Here is a 17,780-nt window from a genome sequence, read left to right as displayed (position 1 = left end):
GCCAGTCCCTTTCTATAATGGAGATAAAATAACAAATAAGGAGATTATTATCATGGAAAATCATCGATCCGATGCCACTTTGCTGACACAGAACCTGATCCGCATTGACAGTACGGATCCCGGTGCATACGAAAAAAATATTGGGAAATATATTTTTGACTGGCTTTCTTCCCTGTCTGTTTCCGTCATCAAAAAAGAGGTCCTTCCGGGCCGTTATAATATCATGGCAAAAATTAATGGAGAAATCGACGACCCGGCCCTTGTTTATATCTGCCACATGGATACTGTGACCATTGGAGATGGCTGGACAAAAGCCCCCTTTGGAGCAGAGGTCATAAACGGAAGGATCTACGGCAGGGGAGCCTGCGACATGAAATCCGGACTGGCCTGTGCCCTCTCCGCCTTTTCCGCCATGGCTAAGGAAGCAGCCTCCGGAAAAATTCCCAGGCATTCCTTTGTTTTCATCGGTACTGTTGATGAAGAAGACTTTATGCGGGGAGTTGAGGATGTGATAAAGGAAGGCTGGGTAACGGAAAAAAGTTTTGTTCTGGATACAGAGCCTACCAACCGGCAGATACAGGTCGCTCACAAGGGGCGCACCTGGTTTGAAATCACTGTTACCGGAGTGACCGCTCATGCAAGCACTCCCTGGAAAGGAGCCGACGCCATTGCCGCCATGGCTGAGATCATTTCTTCTATACGCCGCAGGATAGGAGAATGCCCTTCCCATGAGGATTTGGGCGTATCTACCGTCACATTCGGCCAGATTGAGGGAGGATACCGCCCCTATGTGGTTCCTGACCGCTGCAAGGTCTGGGTCGACATGCGTCTGGTCCCTCCTACGGACACGGCTGCTGCCGTCTCCATAGTGGAACAGGCCATCAGAAAAGCAGTCGCCGCTGTCCCCGGAATCACCGCTTCCTATGAGATTACAGGTGACAGGCCCTATATTGAAAAGGACGAAAGCTCTCCTTTATTAAAAGCTCTTAAGACTGCTGCTGAGGAAACTACAGGGGAGCCGGTGCCTGTTTCCTTTTTCCCAGGTTATACTGACACCGCCGTCATCGCCGGTAAGCTTCACAATCCTAACTGCATGTCCTACGGTCCCGGTGATCTGGAACTGGCCCATAAGCCGGATGAATTTGTTCCCTGTGAGGATATCCTCAGATGTGAGGAGGTGCTCACCAGGCTGGCACGTTCCATTCTCTTTTAAATATTTTCTGCCGGAAAATGATATTAAGAAAATCTTCATAATCTATTCAAACAATATACAAACTTTTCTAGAGTCGGTGTGCTATACTAATAACATAAGAAATGCACAATGTATTAAATATCCTTTCACCCTTTTTGAAATCCGAAAATCCTAAGAAAAATCTCCCCTGTGTCATGTGGCACAGGGATTTTTCTGTTAAGCTGGGAAAAACACGCTTTACTGCTGGCGCAAAAATAAGAGAGGAACTTCCTGAATCCCCGGAAGCCGCCTCTCTTGTTTTCACATTTTCCTTACAAAATTATTAATATTTTATATCTTTCAAAACATCGCAGAAATCAAAGGTAGCAAAATAATCCCTGGGAGTCTCTGCCCTTCGGATCATCTGAACGGACCCATCTTCTTTTAAGAGCAGTTCTGCAGATTTTAATTTCCCGTTATAATTATATCCCATGGCAAAGCCGTGAGCCCCTGTATCGTGGATGAAAAGCAGATCACCGATGGATATCTCAGGAAGGTTCCGGTCAATGGCAAATTTGTCATTGTTTTCACAAAGAGATCCTACCACATCGTATTTATGGCTGCACACATCTCCCTCTTTGCCCATGACAGTGATATGATGGTAGGCCCCATACATGGCCGGCCTCATTAAGTTTACCGCACAGGCATCCACGCCGATGTATTCTTTGTGGGTATGCTTCTCATGGATGGCCCTTGTTACCAGTGCGCCGTAAGGTCCCAGCATAAAGCGTCCAAGTTCCGTGTAAATTGCTACATCCCCCATGCCTTCCGGCACCAGAATTTCCTCATAGACCTCTCTGACTCCTTCTCCGATGGCCTTGATGTCATTAGGCTCCTCTCCCGGACGGTAAGGAATTCCAATTCCGCCTGACAGGTTGATAAAGGAGATATGGGCTCCCGTCTCTTTTTTAAGGTTTACCGCAAGTTCAAAAAGCACTTTTGCAAGAAGGGGATAATATTCATTGGTCACCGTGTTGCTGGCTAAAAATGCATGAATTCCGAAGTTTTTGGCTCCATTGTCTTTCAATATCCGGAAGGCCTCAAACATCTGCTCAGTGGTCATCCCATATTTGGAATCCCCCGGATTGTCCATGATATCATTGCTGATCTTAAATATACCGCCTGGATTAAAACGGCAGCTGATGGTCTCCGGAATATGGCCGATGGCCTTCTTAAGAAAATCAATGTGGGTGATGTCATCCAGGTTGATGATGCCGCCGATCTGATCCGCATACTGGAATTCCTCTGCAGGCGTGTCATTGGACGAAAACATGATATGGTCACCGGAGAAGCCCAGACTGTCGGACATCATAAGCTCCGTCATGGATGAGCAGTCTGCTCCGCACCCATAATCCTTTAAAATATTCAGGATAAATGGATTGGGCGTGGCCTTTACCGCAAAATACTCCCGGAATCCTTTATTCCAGGAAAACGCCTCCTTTAACTTCCGGGCATTCTCCCTGATTCCTTTTTCATCGTATATATGAAAAGGCGTTGGATATTCTTTTACGATTTCCTCTAACTTCTCCCTGGTAACAAATGGTCTCTTGTCCATAGCGTTTCTCTCCTCTCGTAGCTTACCATATGCAAAAAGAGCCTGTCTCCGGCACAACTGCTGGTAAGCTACATTGTACCGGGGATAGACTCCTTTGTCTACACTTTTTTTGTATAAATATTCATGGTGGGGGTAGTCCGCAGTGGGAGCTAGCAAAGCCGCAGGCTTTGCTAGCTCACGGGCATTCGCCCTATGAAATAGGCCATAGGAAGATTTTCTTATGTGCAGGCACAACGAAAATCTTCCTAAGTCCTATTTCGCACTGCTCATTGCTTTCGTGAAAATCAGTCTACAGTTACCACTCTCATGATGTTGGTATGTGCTGCCGGTTCATTCTTTCTCACTGGATTCACTACCCCGGCAGTAACCACTACCGTATCATTTTCCTTTACAATGCCTTTTGCCTTTAACAGTTCCATGGAGGAATAAATCAAAACGTCAGTGGACTCCGCACGTTTTGCATGGAATGGCTTTACGCCCCAGTATAGCTGCATCTGACGAAGGGCGGAAGCACTTGGAGACAGACCGATGATCAGGCTTTCCGGTCTCCATTTGGATAACATCCTTGTAGTGAAGCCAGTGATGCTTGGCGCCACGATCACACTGGCTCCCAGATCATGAGCCGTGGAAACGGAAGAATAACATACTGCATTGGATACATTATGCACATTAACAGCAGAAACCTTGCGCTCTCTGTATGCGCTGTAATCCAGATGCTTTTCCGTCTCCTCTACGATGGAAGCCATCATGGAAAGAGCTTCAACCGGATATTTACCCATAGCGGTCTCGCCGGATAGCATTACTGCATCTGTTCCGTCATAAACTGCATTTGCCACGTCCGTTACCTCTGCTCTGGTTGGGCGGGGATTGCGGATCATGGAATCCAACATCTGGGTTGCCGTAATAACAGGTTTGCAGGCTTCGTTGCATTTTTCGATAATACTCTTCTGAATAAACGGAACCTCCTGGGCCGGAATCTCAACTCCCATGTCGCCGCGGGCAACCATGATTCCGTCGCTGGCTTCGATGATTTCATCCAGGTTTTCAATGCCTTCCGCATTTTCAATCTTGGCAATAACAGCCATATTGGAACCATACTCATCCAATATTTTCTTGATTTCATAAATAGCATCAGCCGTACGGACAAAGGAAGCTGCGATAAAGTCAAAGCCCTGATCAATACCAAACTTTATATCCATTTTATCCTTATCTGTAAGCGCAGGAAGCTTTACCTTAACATTTGGCACATTGACGCCTTTTCTCTCTCCCAGCTCGCCGCCGTTAATGATCTTACATGTGATTTCCTTGCCCTTTACCTCAAGGACTTCCAGCTCGATCAGACCATCATCAATGAGGATACGGTTTCCCGAAATTACATCCTCATTCAGGCCATCATAGTTGATATGCCCTATTGTTTCATCTCCAACGACTTCTTCTGTTGTCAGGGTATAGATTTCTCCCTCTTTCAGATTCACCTTTTTGCCGTCCTTCAAAAGTCCGGTACGGATCTCCGGTCCTTTTGTATCAAGAAGCGCAGCAATCGGAAGATCAAGTTCCTCGCGGATGCTCTTTAATGAATCAAGACGCGTCTTCTGCTCTTCATAATCACCGTGTGAGAAGTTGAATCTGGCCACATCCATGCCATGCTCGGCAAGTGCCTTCATCATTGCGCGGTCATTGGTATTAGGTCCCATGGTGCAAATAATTTTGGTTCTCTTCATTATTATCCTCCGTAGCTAGTTGGTCGTATCACCGTTTGTGGGGTTGGACGGTGTTACATGTTTATGTGTATACAAATGCTCGGAACAGTACTCATAACTGCCTTCGCATTTTGAACAATAACGGAATTCCAGGTTTGGAGCGTCCTTTTCGGTCCGTCCGCATACGGCGCACCGGTGGTGTGTCCAGCCCTGGGGCTTTATCTTCATCTGCTTATGAAAATTCTGCTTTCTTTTGATCTCTTTCGGATTGAACCGGCTTAAATTCCTTGTCAAAAGGAAAAAGAGGATAAAGTTCAATAAGGACATGAATATCGTGACTCTGGTCGCTATATTGCCAGTGATAAAGCCATACATGAAATAAATCCCGTTAAAGATGGCCAGCCACTTGGCTTTTATAGGCATCACGAAAAACAAAAGGAATTCCATATCCGGAAATGTGGCGGCAAAGGCAAAGAACAGGGAATAATTGAGAAATTCCGTTGTAAGATACACTGTCTTTCCCATGAAAATATACACGATCAGCGCTGCCGCCACATGACCGATGACTCCCATGAAGAAATAGACATTAAAACGGAATGCTCCCCAAATCCTCTCTAAATTTACTCCCAGCATGTAGTATAAATACATGCTGATCAGACTCATGAAAATGCCGCCGCCCGGCGGGTAAATCATGAAGGTGGCAATCCGCCACACCTGGCCGCCAAGTATCTTCCCGGCGTCAAGAGACAGGTACTGCCAGTAAAATCCCGGTGCAAGCATCTCCATGAAGAGTCCCACACCATACATGCCGATAATATAGTACATCAGATTCGGAATCGCATACTTTCTGAATCTGCGTTCAAAATTTAAAAAAAACTTCATACTTTCCTCTTTTCTGCCCACGCCTTTCAGGCATAAAGACATACCCGCAGGGTGTTTCAGCCTTTTCCTACTTTTACCAGGTTTATTGGACATTAAAATAGATCTTTTTTGGAAAAAATCCACGCTACAATCAGCGTCAGGGCCAGCGTCAGGCCTAAAACGATGATAAAACCATGAGGATTATCCGCAAAAGGCATGCCCATGGAATTAACATTCATTCCGTAAAAGCTTGCCACCATGGTCGGTATGGACATAACAATGGTAATGGTTGCCAGAAACTTCATTACAATATTTAAGTTGTTGGATATAACGGAAGCAAAGGCATCCATGGTTCCGCTTAAAATCCCGCTGTAGATATTGGCCATCTCAATGGCCTGCTTGTTCTCTACAATGACGTCCTCCAAAAGCTCCGTATCCTCCGGGTACTTTTTGATTTTTTCATTTCTCATCAGTTTTTCAAGCACCATCTCATTGGAGCGCAGGGAGGTGGTAAAGTACACAAGGCTCTTTTCCAGTTCCAAAAGCTCGATAAGCTCCCGGTTCTTCGTGGATTTGTGAAGCTTCTCTTCGACCACTGCGCTCTTTTTGTCAATGATCCTTAAATATTGCAGATACAAAGATGCATTCTTATACAGGATCTGCAGGATAAACCGGGTTTTCATATACGTGTGGAAATCCCTGACCCTGCCATCCATAAATGCATTGAGAACTGTGGTATCTTCCAGACAGACCGTAATAATGGCATCTTCCGTCGTTATGATACCCATTGGTATGGTAACATACCAGTCTTTGCCGCCACGTTCCTCTATGGTGGGAACGTCTACCAGGATAAGCGTGTAATGATCCTCTATCTGGATACGGGAACGCTCTTCCTCATCAAGAGGAGCCCTTAAGTCATCAGGATCGATTTTACAGGTATTGGCGATTTCCAGAATCTCTGTGGCAGTAGGATTGGTAAGGGCGATCCAGGAACCAGGAGAAAGCTCATCCTTTTGCTGAATCAGGCCGTCTTCTGTTTTATAAATCTGAATCATAGCTTTTCTCTCTTTCGCTGAAAAATCTAAATAAAAACATTGGCAGACTTTGACTTATACATTATAATTTCCCAGGCCATTTTTGTCAAATGAAAAGGAAACCCTTTTCGTGAACTTAAACAAATTTTACTAGATTTAACATTTTTTTAGCATGTTATGGCAATTGTATTATTTCTTATTTTATGTTAAACTGATGTCCGGTGAGTCAGCAACTTACTTTTATACAAAAGGAGGCAGGGGGAGACCCCGCACATATGATTACATATCGCACATTAGGAATCGATATCGGTTCCACTACAGTTAAAATAGCTATATTAAATGAAAATCATGATATCTTGTTCGCTGATTATGAGCGGCATTATGCAAACATACAGGAAACACTGGCAGGCCTTTTAAAGAAGGCCTATGATAAGTTAGGCCCTATGGATTTGCGCCCTGCCATCACAGGCTCCGGCGGATTAACTCTGTCCAGGCATTTAAAGGTTCCCTTTGTCCAGGAGGTGGTATCAGTCGCTACCTCTCTTAAGGATTATGCCCCGCAGACCGACGTGGCAATCGAACTAGGCGGAGAAGATGCAAAAATTATTTACTTCACCGGCGGCATTGACCAGCGCATGAACGGGATCTGTGCCGGCGGTACCGGGTCCTTTATCGATCAGATGGCAGCACTTTTACAGACCAATGCCTCCGGATTAAATGAATATGCGGCCAATTATAAGGCGATTTACCCCATTGCAGCACGCTGCGGCGTATTTGCAAAAACAGACATCCAGCCGCTCATCAATGAAGGGGCTACCAGAGAAGATCTTGCAGCTTCCATTTTTCAGGCAGTGGTGAATCAGACCATCAGCGGCCTGGCATGCGGAAAGCCGATCAGAGGCAATGTAGCTTTCCTTGGCGGTCCACTGCACTTCCTTCCTGAGCTTCAGAAGGCGTTTGTCCGCACCCTCCATTTATCCGGGGATGAGATCATCTCTCCGGAGCATTCCCACTTATTTGCCGCTATCGGTGCGGCCATGAATGCAGAGGAAACACACGGAGGGGACATCTCCTTAGAGGAAATGATAAACCGCTTATCCTCCGGCATCCGGATGGAATTCGAAGTAAAACGCATGGAACCCCTGTTTGCGGATCAGGCTGATTTTGACGCATTCATAGAACGTCACAACAACCACTGCGTTAAAAAGGGTGATTTATCCTCCTACCATGGAAAATGCTTTTTAGGAATCGATGCAGGCTCCACCACTACAAAGGTGGCCCTTGTTGGTGAAGACGGCACCCTGTTATATAAATTTTACAGCAACAACAACGGAAGCCCTCTTGCAACGGCGATCCGGGCCATGAGTGAAATCAAGGAACAATTGCCAAAGGACAGCCAGATTGTATGGTCCTGTTCCACAGGATACGGAGAAGCCCTGTTAAAATCAGCATTCCTGCTTGATGAGGGCGAGGTGGAGACCATCTCCCACTACTATGCGGCAGCCTTTTTTGAGCCAGAGGTAGACTGCATCCTGGATATCGGCGGGCAGGACATGAAATGCATCCGCATTAAAAACGGCACTGTGGACAGCGTTCAGTTAAACGAAGCCTGCTCCTCGGGCTGCGGCTCCTTTATCGAAACCTTTGCAAACTCCTTAAATTATCAGGTGGAGAATTTTGCACAGGAAGCTATATTTGCCAGGAACCCCACTGACTTAGGTACCAGATGCACGGTATTCATGAATTCCAACGTAAAGCAGGCCCAAAAAGAAGGGGCCGAGGTATCCGATATTTCTGCAGGGCTTGCTTATTCTGTCATTAAAAATGCCCTGTTTAAGGTAATTAAGATCACAAACGCTTCCGATCTGGGCCAGCATGTAGTGGTTCAGGGCGGTACTTTTTACAACAATGCCGTTTTAAGAAGCTTTGAAAAGATTGCAGGCTGTGAAGCCATCCGCCCTGACATTGCAGGCATTATGGGAGCCTTTGGTGCCGCTCTCATTGCAAGGGAACGCTATGAAGAATCTAAAACAACCACCATGCTGAGCCTGGATAAAATTCTGGGACTGCATTACGAAACCTCCATGGCCCGCTGCAAGGGCTGTACCAACAACTGTGTGCTCACCGTGAACCGTTTTGACGGAGGCCGCCAGTTCATTACGGGAAACCGCTGTGAACGGGGCCTTGGCAAGGAAAAAGCAAAGAGAGAAATACCAAACCTCTTTGATTATAAAAACCGCCGTATGTTTGATTACGAACCCCTTAGCCCGGATCTTGCGGAGCGGGGCACCATTGGCATTCCCAGGGTCTTAAACATGTATGAAAACTACCCCTTCTGGGCTGTTTTCTTTAAAGAACTGAAATTCCGGACCGTGCTCTCCCCTCAGTCCACCAGAAAGATCTATGAACTGGGCATTGAATCCATACCAAGCGAATCGGAATGCTATCCGGCAAAGATCGCCCACGGCCACATTGAATGGCTGATCAAGCAGGGAATCAAAACCATTTTTTATCCCTGCATTCCCTATGAGCGGAATGAGACCCCTGAGGCAGGAAACCATTTTAACTGCCCCATCGTCACCTCCTACGCAGAAAACATTAAGAACAACGTGGAAGGTCTTAAAACGGAAAATATCCGCTTTTTAAACCCGTTCATGGCCTTTACCAACGAAGAAATACTCACCGGACGCCTGACAGAGATATTTGCAAAGGAATTCCAGATCCCGGCATCTGAAGTTTCTGCTGCTGCTGAAAAGGGCTGGAAGGAGCTTATGGCTTCCAGAACCGATATGGAGAAAAAGGGCGAGGAAACCTTAAAATGGCTGGAGGACAATGACCGCCACGGAATCGTGCTTGCAGGCCGCCCATACCATGTGGATCCGGAAATCAACCACGGCATTCCGGAGCTTATTACCTCCTATGGATTTGCAGTGCTTACAGAGGATTCCGTTTCCCATCTGGCTGAAATTGAACGCCCTCTGGTGGTTACTGACCAGTGGATGTACCACACCAGACTTTACCGGGCCGCCGCTCTTGTAAAAAGGGAGAGCCGCCTGGACTTGATCCAGCTTAATTCCTTTGGCTGCGGTTTGGATGCAGTTACCACAGACCAGGTTAATGACATCTTAACCGGGTCCGGCAAGATCTATACGGTTTTAAAGATCGATGAGGTCAATAACCTGGGAGCCGCCAGGATCCGCATCCGCTCCCTGATCGCGGCACTGCGGGTGCGTGACAAACGCCACTATGAGCAAAAGGTGGTTTCCAGCGCTTATCACAGGATTATGTTTACCAAAGAAATGAAAAGAGATTATACCATCCTGTGTCCTCAGATGTCACCCATTCATTTTGACTTAATTGAACCTGCCATCCGTTCCTTTGGCTACCGGGTAGAGGTTCTTCAAAATGACAACCGCTCTGCCATTGATACCGGATTAAAATACGTAAATAACGATGCCTGCTACCCATCCCTTATCGTGGTGGGCCAGATTATGGATGCACTTCTTTCCGGTAAATACGACTTAGACCGCACTGCGGTATTCATGAGCCAGACCGGAGGCGGATGCCGGGCTTCCAATTACATCGGATTCATCAGGCGGGCCCTGGAGAAATCAGGCATGGGACATATCCCGGTCATTTCCGTCAATGCAAACAACATGGAGACAAACCCGGGATTCACCATCACCCTGCCCATGCTGACAAAAGCCATGCAGGCAGTGGTATACGGCGACGTCTTTATGAGAGTTTTATATGCGACCCGCCCTTATGAGAAGGTGCCCGGCTCAGCCAATTCTCTTCATGAGAAATGGAAAGAACAGTGTATTAAGTCCCTGTCTAAGAAATCCCCGGACATGATGGCTTTCTCCCGCAACATAAAGGGAATTATCAGAGATTTTGACAATCTTCCAAGAAACCCCGGTCAGAAACCCAAGGTAGGAATCGTAGGAGAAATCCTTGTTAAGTTTTCTCCTCTGGCCAATAATCACATTGTAGAGCTTCTGGAATCGGAAGGTGCGGAAGCCGTTATGCCGGATTTGATGGACTTCCTTTTATACTGCTTCTACAACAATAACTTTAAGGCCCAGAAATTAGGCGGCAAGAAAACCACCGCAGCCTTATCCAATATGGGGATTTCCCTGCTGGAATATTTCCGCAGGACTGCAAAGAAGGAGCTGTTAAAGAGCAAACACTTCACAGCCCCAGCCCACATCGGAAATCTGGCGGATATGGCAAAGGATTTTGTATCCATTGGAAACCAGACCGGCGAAGGTTGGTTTTTGACCGGAGAAATGCTGGAGCTGATCCACAGCGGCACCAACAATATCGTGTGCACCCAGCCCTTTGGCTGCCTCCCCAACCACATCGTTGGAAAGGGTGTTATTAAGGAGCTTCGGAAAGCTTATCCTGGCTCCAATATCATTGCCGTGGACTATGATCCAGGTGCAAGCGAGGTAAACCAGTTGAACCGCATCAAGCTGATGCTCTCCACTGCCCAGAAAAATATGCGCAGAGGAAAAGAACCATCGGAAACACTATAACAAGATACCGGGAAGAGACGAACGTCTTCCCGGTATCTTTGCATTTCATATCAGCTATGTACACTCTTTAACTCATATATTTACATTACGGACTTTTTGTGTTTAATATTTCCCATGAGCCATCTTCCGATATCCTTCCACCAGTATAACACAGATACTGGGCTTGGATGGCGGTCTCCCCACTCCTCATATTTATATGGCCAGAATGGACTCCAGGCACTGGTTTTTCACTGCATTTTTCAGTTCAAAGCAATAATCATGCAGATCGGCCTTTAGATAATCTCCCATTTCTTCCTGTCCATCATCTGAAATTTCATCCAATGATTCATTTTTATAAAAGTAGAACATATCCTGAAGCCTTCCCTCCCTGATAAGCAAAGCTGCCTCCTCATCCGTTAAAGCAAGTCCGAACTTCTTTGTATAATCATTGGCGGCTTTTACCATGGCGACCTGAAAGCTGTCATTTGCAGTCTGCAGCCACTTCCCATCATCCATAAAAACTCCTCCATTCCTTTGATAAATACAAAGTCTACTCCCGACAGGGATAAATTACAAGACTTGAAAAAAGTCATTTTTGTGGTATTATTATTGCATAAGAGATAGGAGATTCCTGTCTCTTTTTTTATTCCCTTTGCGGTCCAGGTTATCTCTGACTTCAGTCCTCTATTTCCAGCCACAGGAACAGCTTCCAGAATATGGTGAGATTACGGTTTTCTTAAATTCTACGGCTTTTCTTACGCATTCTTACGCCTTTTTTACATCACTTGACCTTAGACCAACTCCATGGTTTAAAGTCATTTCATCAGCAAGACCTGCTGAAAAAAGTAACAAAAAGGGTTCTTATGAAAGGAGAACAAACATGAGAAAACAGAAACTTAAATGGCTGATTCCCTGCGCCGCAGCGATCTTTACCATAGGTGCATCCATGACCTCCTTTGCAGCACAGGGTTGGACACAGGAAAATGACACCTGGGTATACTACGATTCCAATGGAGACGTAACAACCGAATCTTGGCGCAAATCCGGTGACAACTGGTTCTATCTGAACGAAGATGGCGAGCTGGCTACAAGCAGCTTAATCGAATCCGACGGCAATTACTATTATGTAAATTCATCAGGAGCCATGGTTGCAAATGAATGGCGTGAAGTTACTGCCGACCAGGATGAAGAAGATGCGCCTGATACCTACTGGTACTACTTTGGCAGCAATGGAAAGGCCTTCAAGGCTCCTACCTCCGGCAAAACTTCCTTTAAATCCATAAAGGTTGCCAATGGAGAATTCCATAACTATTCCTTTGATTCAGAAGGAAGAATGCTGTTTGGCTGGGTCAATGAAGAATCCACACGCCAGACCGGTGACGACGCATGGAAGGACGGAATCTATTACTTAGGAGATTCCTCTGACGGCGCTCAGGCTAACGGATGGAAATCCATTGAAGTTGAAGATTCAGAAAATGAACAAGACAACTTTAACGGAGCTTACTGGTTCTATTTCGGTACCAATGGCAAAAAAGTAAAGGATACCACCAAAACCATCAACGGCTTAAAATATCGCTTCAATGAAAATGGAGCTGCTGAATCCGAATGGTATGATTTAGCCTCCGCTTCAACAACAAGCTCTGGCAACCAGTATTACAATCTCCCAGAACAGTGCTGGCTTGCAAAAGGCTGGTTCAAGACTGTTCCAAGTGAAGAGGTTGATGCAGAAGCTTATGATGACGGTACAGAATACTGGTTCTATTCTTCCACCAACGGACAGCTGACAACAAGCCAGATTAAGTCCATTAACGGTTTAAGCTATGCCTTCAACGAAAAGGGCGAAATGCTTCAGGGTCTTTATAAGCTGACCTTTGAATCAGGCAAGACAATCGCAACCTACGATGAGATCGAAACCGAAAGCGATTTCCCTGCAGTAGATGATGCAGCAGAGGTTTACTACTTCGGCACATCTCCAAAGGAAGGCGCTATGGCAACCGGCAAGACAACCATTGATATTGACGGCGAGAAATACACCTACAACTTCCGCAAGGCTGGAAGCAACAAGGGAGCCGGCTACAATACTATCACCGATGACAGCATCTACATTCAGGGCAGACTGATCAAGGCTGACAAAGATGAAAAGTATAAAGTAGTAGCATACAATGATAAAGAGTACTTAGTTGGTACAAGCGGAAAGCTTGCAAAGAGCAAGACAAACGTTCAGGATGGCGACGGTAAATACTACAAGACCAACAGTGACGGAACCATCAAAGAATCCAGCTACGATAAGATAAAATAATAACATATGATGAAGCGGCAGCATTGGAATTTCCATGCTGCCGCCCTTTTATTTCTTTATGAAGCTGCATACACCTTTGCCCCTTCATAGATCTCTTCCGAGTCCACATGGTCAATGACCTTCTCTCCCTCTGTCAGCCCTTCCTTTATGACCGCCTGGGATGCGGTCCTGTATTCGATCTTAACGGGCTGCTTTTCTGCCTTTCCGTTTTTAATCACAAAAACATATTTCTGGTCATCCAGTTCAAAAACAGCGCTTGAAGGGATCACCAGCTTATTCTCCCCCTGATACAGGGTAAAGCGGATATTGGCCCCATACCCTTCTTTTCCCTCCAGGTCCGGATTCTCATCCATATCGATCTTCACATGCACCCTGTATTCATCCATTCCCAGGGCAGAGGTCCCTTTGGCCGCATAGTCATAGACCTGGCTTATGATCCCGCCGTACATTTGGTCCTGATTCCTAAGCTGCAGGATCACCGTCACCTTATCTCCTGTAGTGAGATAGGGCGCAATGCTGGTAAGCACGTCAGACTCTGCCTGGACCTTTCCTCTCCCGCTTATGGTCGCGGCAGTTTCCCCTGCCTGTATGTAGGACATATCCTTCACCGGAAGGGAGGTAACGATCCCTGCCCGGTCCGCAGCCACCACACATTTTTTCAATCTGTCTTCCAGCTGCTCCATGGTAGTTTCCTGGGATTTGATCTGGGCCTTTAACTGTTCCTCCACGCTTTCATAAAACCTTCCGTTAATGGTAGTTTCATCAATGCCTCCCGCCTTTAAGCTCTCTAAAAACCTCCGGCTCTCCTCATACCGGCTCTTGGCCTGTTCCCACGCCAGAGAGGCGTATTCATAAGAAGCCCTGTCTTTCTCCCATTCGATTTTAGAAATGCTTCCGGCCGAATAAAGGGACTGGGAAGCGTCAAAAAGAGTTTTTGCCGCCTGATAATCCGCCTCCTTTGCCGACACTTCCGCTCTTATGGAATCCAGATACTCCTGAGGGGATGATGTCATCACCTGCCCGATCCGGCTCTGTTCCAGCTTGGCCTTATACCCTGCCAGTGCGCTCTCACAAAGGGATCTTTCATGCAACAGGTCCTTGTCATCAATGGTAAACAGGATATCTCCTGCCTTCACCCCATCATTTTCCCTGACCATGACCTCCTTTACCGGCCCTGATACCTCTGAAACCAGGCGGTATTCCCCTCCTGCCGTAATGATTCCTTCCTCCGTATAACGGTCTTCTACGTTTTCATAGGAAGCCGCCACGGTCTGCACCGGGGTCCCCTTAAAACTTTTAACTGCAGTCCACCCTATGATCAGTACAAGGGCGATTCCTGCAGCCAGAAAGCACAATTTCTTTTTCCTGCCTTCCATTCGGATCTTCATAAGCTTACTCCCTTTCCTTTAAAATATCCGTGAGTCTTATCTTTCTTATAAACCGAGTCTGGGCCAGCAAAGAAGCCCCTGCCATTGCAAGACAGGTAAGAAACGCTATCCCATAGCAGGATGGCCGTATAGCCAGATCAATGGTATAGGAATCGGATATGACCAGATGTTCCAAAAGGTACTTTATCCCAATGCTCCCAAGCACTCCTAAGACAATTCCCAGAATGAAGTAGACCACCTGTTCAAACAGGAGAATCCTTCCGGTTTCCTTATCCGTTCCTCCCATGATGATAAACGTTCCAAGCTCTGAGATCCGTTCCCTGATATTGATCATGGAAATATTATAAATGAGAATCCCTCCTGCCGCCACAGCCATAAAGGAAAACATCTGGACCATTGCCATCATGCTGCCCATCATGTCCCGGTAGCCCTGGGTGATTCGGCCGGTATCCACCATCCAGGTCACCCGGCTGGTTTTTAAAAGTTCTTCCCGGACTTCATTAAGCCTTCCTTTTTCCACCTTTAAAAGAATGGTTCCAGCCATTGGGACAGAATCAAAAAAGCGGTAAAATCCCTTTGCCGACATATAGCAGCCGCCTCCCAGACTCTCCTTTATGACAGCTTTTACCGGAACCTTTACTGCTTCCGCAGTCAGGCCGGGGACGGATACTTCCATAACATCCCCTTCCTCCAGATGGAGCTTATCTGCAATCCGGCTGTTTATAATAATCCCATCCTCCGGCGGTTCATAAAACCGGCCGTAGAGATCCATGATCCTCCACATGTCAGATCCCCGGTTCAGTCCGTAAATCATGGCAAATTCCGACAGATTTTCATGCTTTAATTCCACTGCCTTCTGGATGACTGCTTCGCTCTTCCCCACTCCCCTGATTCCTTCCCCTGCCGATTCCCCCCGGGAGGGAGATACATAGCGGTCCAGGGAAATTTGTATATCATAAGTCTGCACCTTGCTGAACTGATCCAGAAACATCTGATCTGCTACTCCATTAAAAGAAAAAAGCACGGAAGACATGGAAAAAGGAAATGCAATAGCCAGGATAATCAAAAACCCTCGAAAAGGGTTCCTCACCACGGAGCGGAGCCCCATTTTTTCCATGGCACCAAACCTGGAGGCCAGAAAAGCGGGCAGCCTTAAATTCCCTGCGGCAGCAGGAGCCTTTGCTCTCATGGCCTGGGCCGGAGTGATCTTTAAGATTCCCCTGACCCCTAAATAAACCGCTAAAAGCCCGGTCCCCACCGCGATGCCCATGCCGCTTATCCTTGTATTCATGTAGCTGTGATAGACCGTGTCCGGCAGATTAAAAAAGTCCACATATATAAGAAACATATACTTGCCAAAAGGAACCGCCAGAATACTTCCTGCCAAAGCACCTAAAACCCCCACCTCAGCGCCCTGATAAAGGTATGCCAAAATCAGTTCCCCGTCTTTCATTCCAAAGGATTTCATAGTGCCTATAAGGCTCTGATCCCTGTCTATCATCTTTTTTAATACCACATAAAGCATGAACACGGAAATCGACATAAACAGAACAGGGAGTACCGTTCCCATGGAGTACAGCTCATTTATCTCTCCCTTTACCATATTATAGCTGACCTGGTCTTCCTTAGAAGAGATAGAAATCAGGCCATACCCGGAAAGGCGGTCCATCAGCTGATAGCGCACGTCTTCGTAGGTATATCCATTTGCCAACCGGAAACCCAGCTCATTCATGGAATCCTTTTTCCCTGTCAGTTCCTCCATCCTGTTTTTTTCTATACAGGCAATGTCGTATATCTCTCCATCAGGGATCATGGCTCCTCCGGGAGGAATGGCATATATGTAATCCGGCCCGTAACAGGTTCCGGCAAGCTCACATCTCACGCTTTTCCCATCAATCATGAGAGTGAGCGGTGTTCCGTTTTCGTATCCATATAATCCGGCCATCCGGTTTCCCAGATAAATGCTGTCCTTTCCCGTCCCCGTCCCTTTTAACATTAGTCTGTTTAAGGAATCTGAGGAATCGTAAGACATCAGATGCACCGTTACGATCTCCGTCTGGGAAGGGGCAAACAGTCTGACATCAACGGCCATTTTTCCGGAAACCTCTTCAATCCCCGGAATCTCCTTTAACCGTTCTAAATCCACCTCAGAGATTCCTGAAACCTGGGCAAATACATCTGCCATGGCACTGCTCTCATAATAATGCTGCACCTGGTCCCCTAAGTTTCTCAATGTGTCCATCATAGCCACATAGACAAATATGCCGATGGCAATGATGAAAACCGCCCCCAGAAAAGACCCTGGATTTTGCCTGGCGCACCGGACCACGTTCTTGCGGAAGCTTTTCACTACCAGACCACCTCCTCCGGCTTTAAGGGTCTTTCATTGACACGAATCTTTTCCAGACACCCATCCTTAAAATAAAAAACCCGGTCTGCAATTTCTGCAATGTTTTCATTATGGGTGATTAAAAGTACGGTCTTTTCATACTGCCTGTTAAAATCCGACAACAGCTTTAATATCTGGCTTCCTGTGCCGCTGTCTAAGGCCCCCGTAGGTTCGTCGCAAAGAAGGATATCAGGATTCTTACACAAGGCTCTGGCAATGGCCACCCTCTGCTGCTGGCCTCCCGACAGCCTGCTTGGGAAATGGCCTGCCCTGTCCAAAAGCCCCACCTGCTCAAGCAGCGTTTCCGGGTCCAAAGGATCCGTGGAAAGTTCTGCCGCCAGCTGAACATTTTCCAGTGCAGTCAGTCCTGGCATCAAATTATAAAACTGAAAGATAAACCCGGCATGGGCCCGGCGATAAGCCGTAAGGCTCTTTAAATCTCCCCAGGAAAGAGGCGTACCATCGTAATAGACAGTCCCGCTGGTAACGGTTTCAATCCCGCCCAATATATTTAAAAGGGTGCTTTTTCCAGATCCGCTTGGCCCTAAAATCACAATAAATTCTCCACGGAGAATCTCAAAAGATACATGCTTTAAGGCCTGGACACTGACCTCACCCGCTTCATAATCCTTGCACACTTTTTCTGCTCTGATTAAAGCCTCCATAAATCCTCCTTTCTTTCTCTTTTCCCATCATACACCCATGTTATTATCAATGCAATCACCTGTTCATAGAGCCAGATGATTGTTTTTATCAACAGTCATCATTTATATAATCAAACGAAAAAAGAGACAAAAAAAAGCACC

At 46.5% G+C, this 17,780-nt stretch carries 11 protein-coding genes; 3 read left to right on the top strand and 8 right to left on the bottom strand.

The window, feature by feature from the left end:
- The first annotated feature begins 52 nt into the window (after positions 1-52).
- Positions 53-1,213, top strand: coding sequence for a M20 family metallopeptidase (locus ABFV83_RS20135; protein ID WP_349946436.1), 1,161 nt, complete (start codon positions 53-55; stop codon positions 1,211-1,213).
- Positions 1,214-1,514: 301 nt separating this feature from the next.
- Here the strand turns inward: ABFV83_RS20135 and ABFV83_RS20130 are convergent, their stop codons facing one another.
- The 4 genes from ABFV83_RS20130 to ABFV83_RS20115 all read right to left on the bottom strand — a co-directional run bounded on the left by ABFV83_RS20130 (position 1,515) and on the right by ABFV83_RS20115 (position 6,402).
- On the bottom strand, positions 1,515-2,786 hold the full coding sequence (locus tag ABFV83_RS20130) for a diaminopimelate decarboxylase (protein ID WP_349946434.1): 1,272 nt from the start codon (positions 2,784-2,786) through the stop codon (positions 1,515-1,517).
- A 284-nt stretch (positions 2,787-3,070) separates the two neighbouring features.
- Positions 3,071-4,507 carry a pyruvate kinase gene (gene pyk, locus ABFV83_RS20125; RefSeq protein WP_349946432.1) on the bottom strand — a complete coding sequence of 479 codons (1,437 nt, stop codon included), beginning with the start codon at positions 4,505-4,507 and terminating at the stop codon, positions 3,071-3,073.
- A 15-nt stretch (positions 4,508-4,522) separates the two neighbouring features.
- Positions 4,523-5,368 (bottom strand): hypothetical protein, encoded by an 846-nt coding sequence (locus tag ABFV83_RS20120; RefSeq protein WP_349946430.1) that lies wholly within the window; start codon positions 5,366-5,368, stop codon positions 4,523-4,525.
- Between the two features lie 92 nt (positions 5,369-5,460).
- On the bottom strand, positions 5,461-6,402 hold the full coding sequence (locus tag ABFV83_RS20115) for a magnesium transporter CorA family protein (RefSeq protein WP_349946428.1): 942 nt from the start codon (positions 6,400-6,402) through the stop codon (positions 5,461-5,463).
- A 254-nt stretch (positions 6,403-6,656) separates the two neighbouring features.
- On the opposite strand from ABFV83_RS20115, the gene ABFV83_RS20110 reads away from it, so the two are divergent.
- Positions 6,657-10,919: an acyl-CoA dehydratase activase-related protein gene (locus ABFV83_RS20110; protein ID WP_349946426.1), complete on the top strand. Its 4,263-nt coding sequence runs from the start codon at positions 6,657-6,659 to the stop codon at positions 10,917-10,919.
- 192 nt (positions 10,920-11,111) lie between these two features.
- On the opposite strand, the gene ABFV83_RS20105 is transcribed toward ABFV83_RS20110, so the two are convergent.
- On the bottom strand, positions 11,112-11,414 hold the full coding sequence (locus ABFV83_RS20105; protein WP_349946425.1) for a hypothetical protein: 303 nt from the start codon (positions 11,412-11,414) through the stop codon (positions 11,112-11,114).
- Positions 11,415-11,778: 364 nt separating this feature from the next.
- On the opposite strand from ABFV83_RS20105, the gene ABFV83_RS20100 reads away from it, so the two are divergent.
- Positions 11,779-13,197, top strand: coding sequence for a cell wall-binding protein (locus ABFV83_RS20100; RefSeq protein ID WP_349946423.1), 1,419 nt, complete (start codon positions 11,779-11,781; stop codon positions 13,195-13,197).
- A 56-nt stretch (positions 13,198-13,253) separates the two neighbouring features.
- Here the strand turns inward: ABFV83_RS20100 and ABFV83_RS20095 are convergent, their stop codons facing one another.
- The 3 genes from ABFV83_RS20095 to ABFV83_RS20085 are packed head-to-tail and all read right to left on the bottom strand — an operon-like array spanning position 13,254 to position 17,639.
- Positions 13,254-14,585 carry an efflux RND transporter periplasmic adaptor subunit gene (locus ABFV83_RS20095; protein ID WP_349946421.1) on the bottom strand — a complete coding sequence of 444 codons (1,332 nt, stop codon included), beginning with the start codon at positions 14,583-14,585 and terminating at the stop codon, positions 13,254-13,256.
- A 4-nt stretch (positions 14,586-14,589) separates the two neighbouring features.
- Entirely contained in the window at positions 14,590-16,935 is a 2,346-nt protein-coding gene (locus ABFV83_RS20090) for an ABC transporter permease (RefSeq protein ID WP_349946419.1), read from the bottom strand.
- Positions 16,935-17,639, bottom strand: a complete 705-nt coding sequence (locus ABFV83_RS20085) for an ABC transporter ATP-binding protein (RefSeq protein ID WP_349946417.1) — start codon at positions 17,637-17,639, stop codon at positions 16,935-16,937. The genes ABFV83_RS20090 and ABFV83_RS20085 overlap by 1 nt, the downstream gene beginning before the upstream one ends.
- Positions 17,640-17,780: the final 141 nt, after the last annotated feature.

It is taken from the genome of Lacrimispora sp. BS-2 (assembly GCF_040207125.1).
Taxonomy (GTDB): Bacteria; Bacillota; Clostridia; order Lachnospirales; family Lachnospiraceae; genus Lacrimispora.
This window is presented reverse-complemented; position numbering and strand designations above follow the sequence as displayed.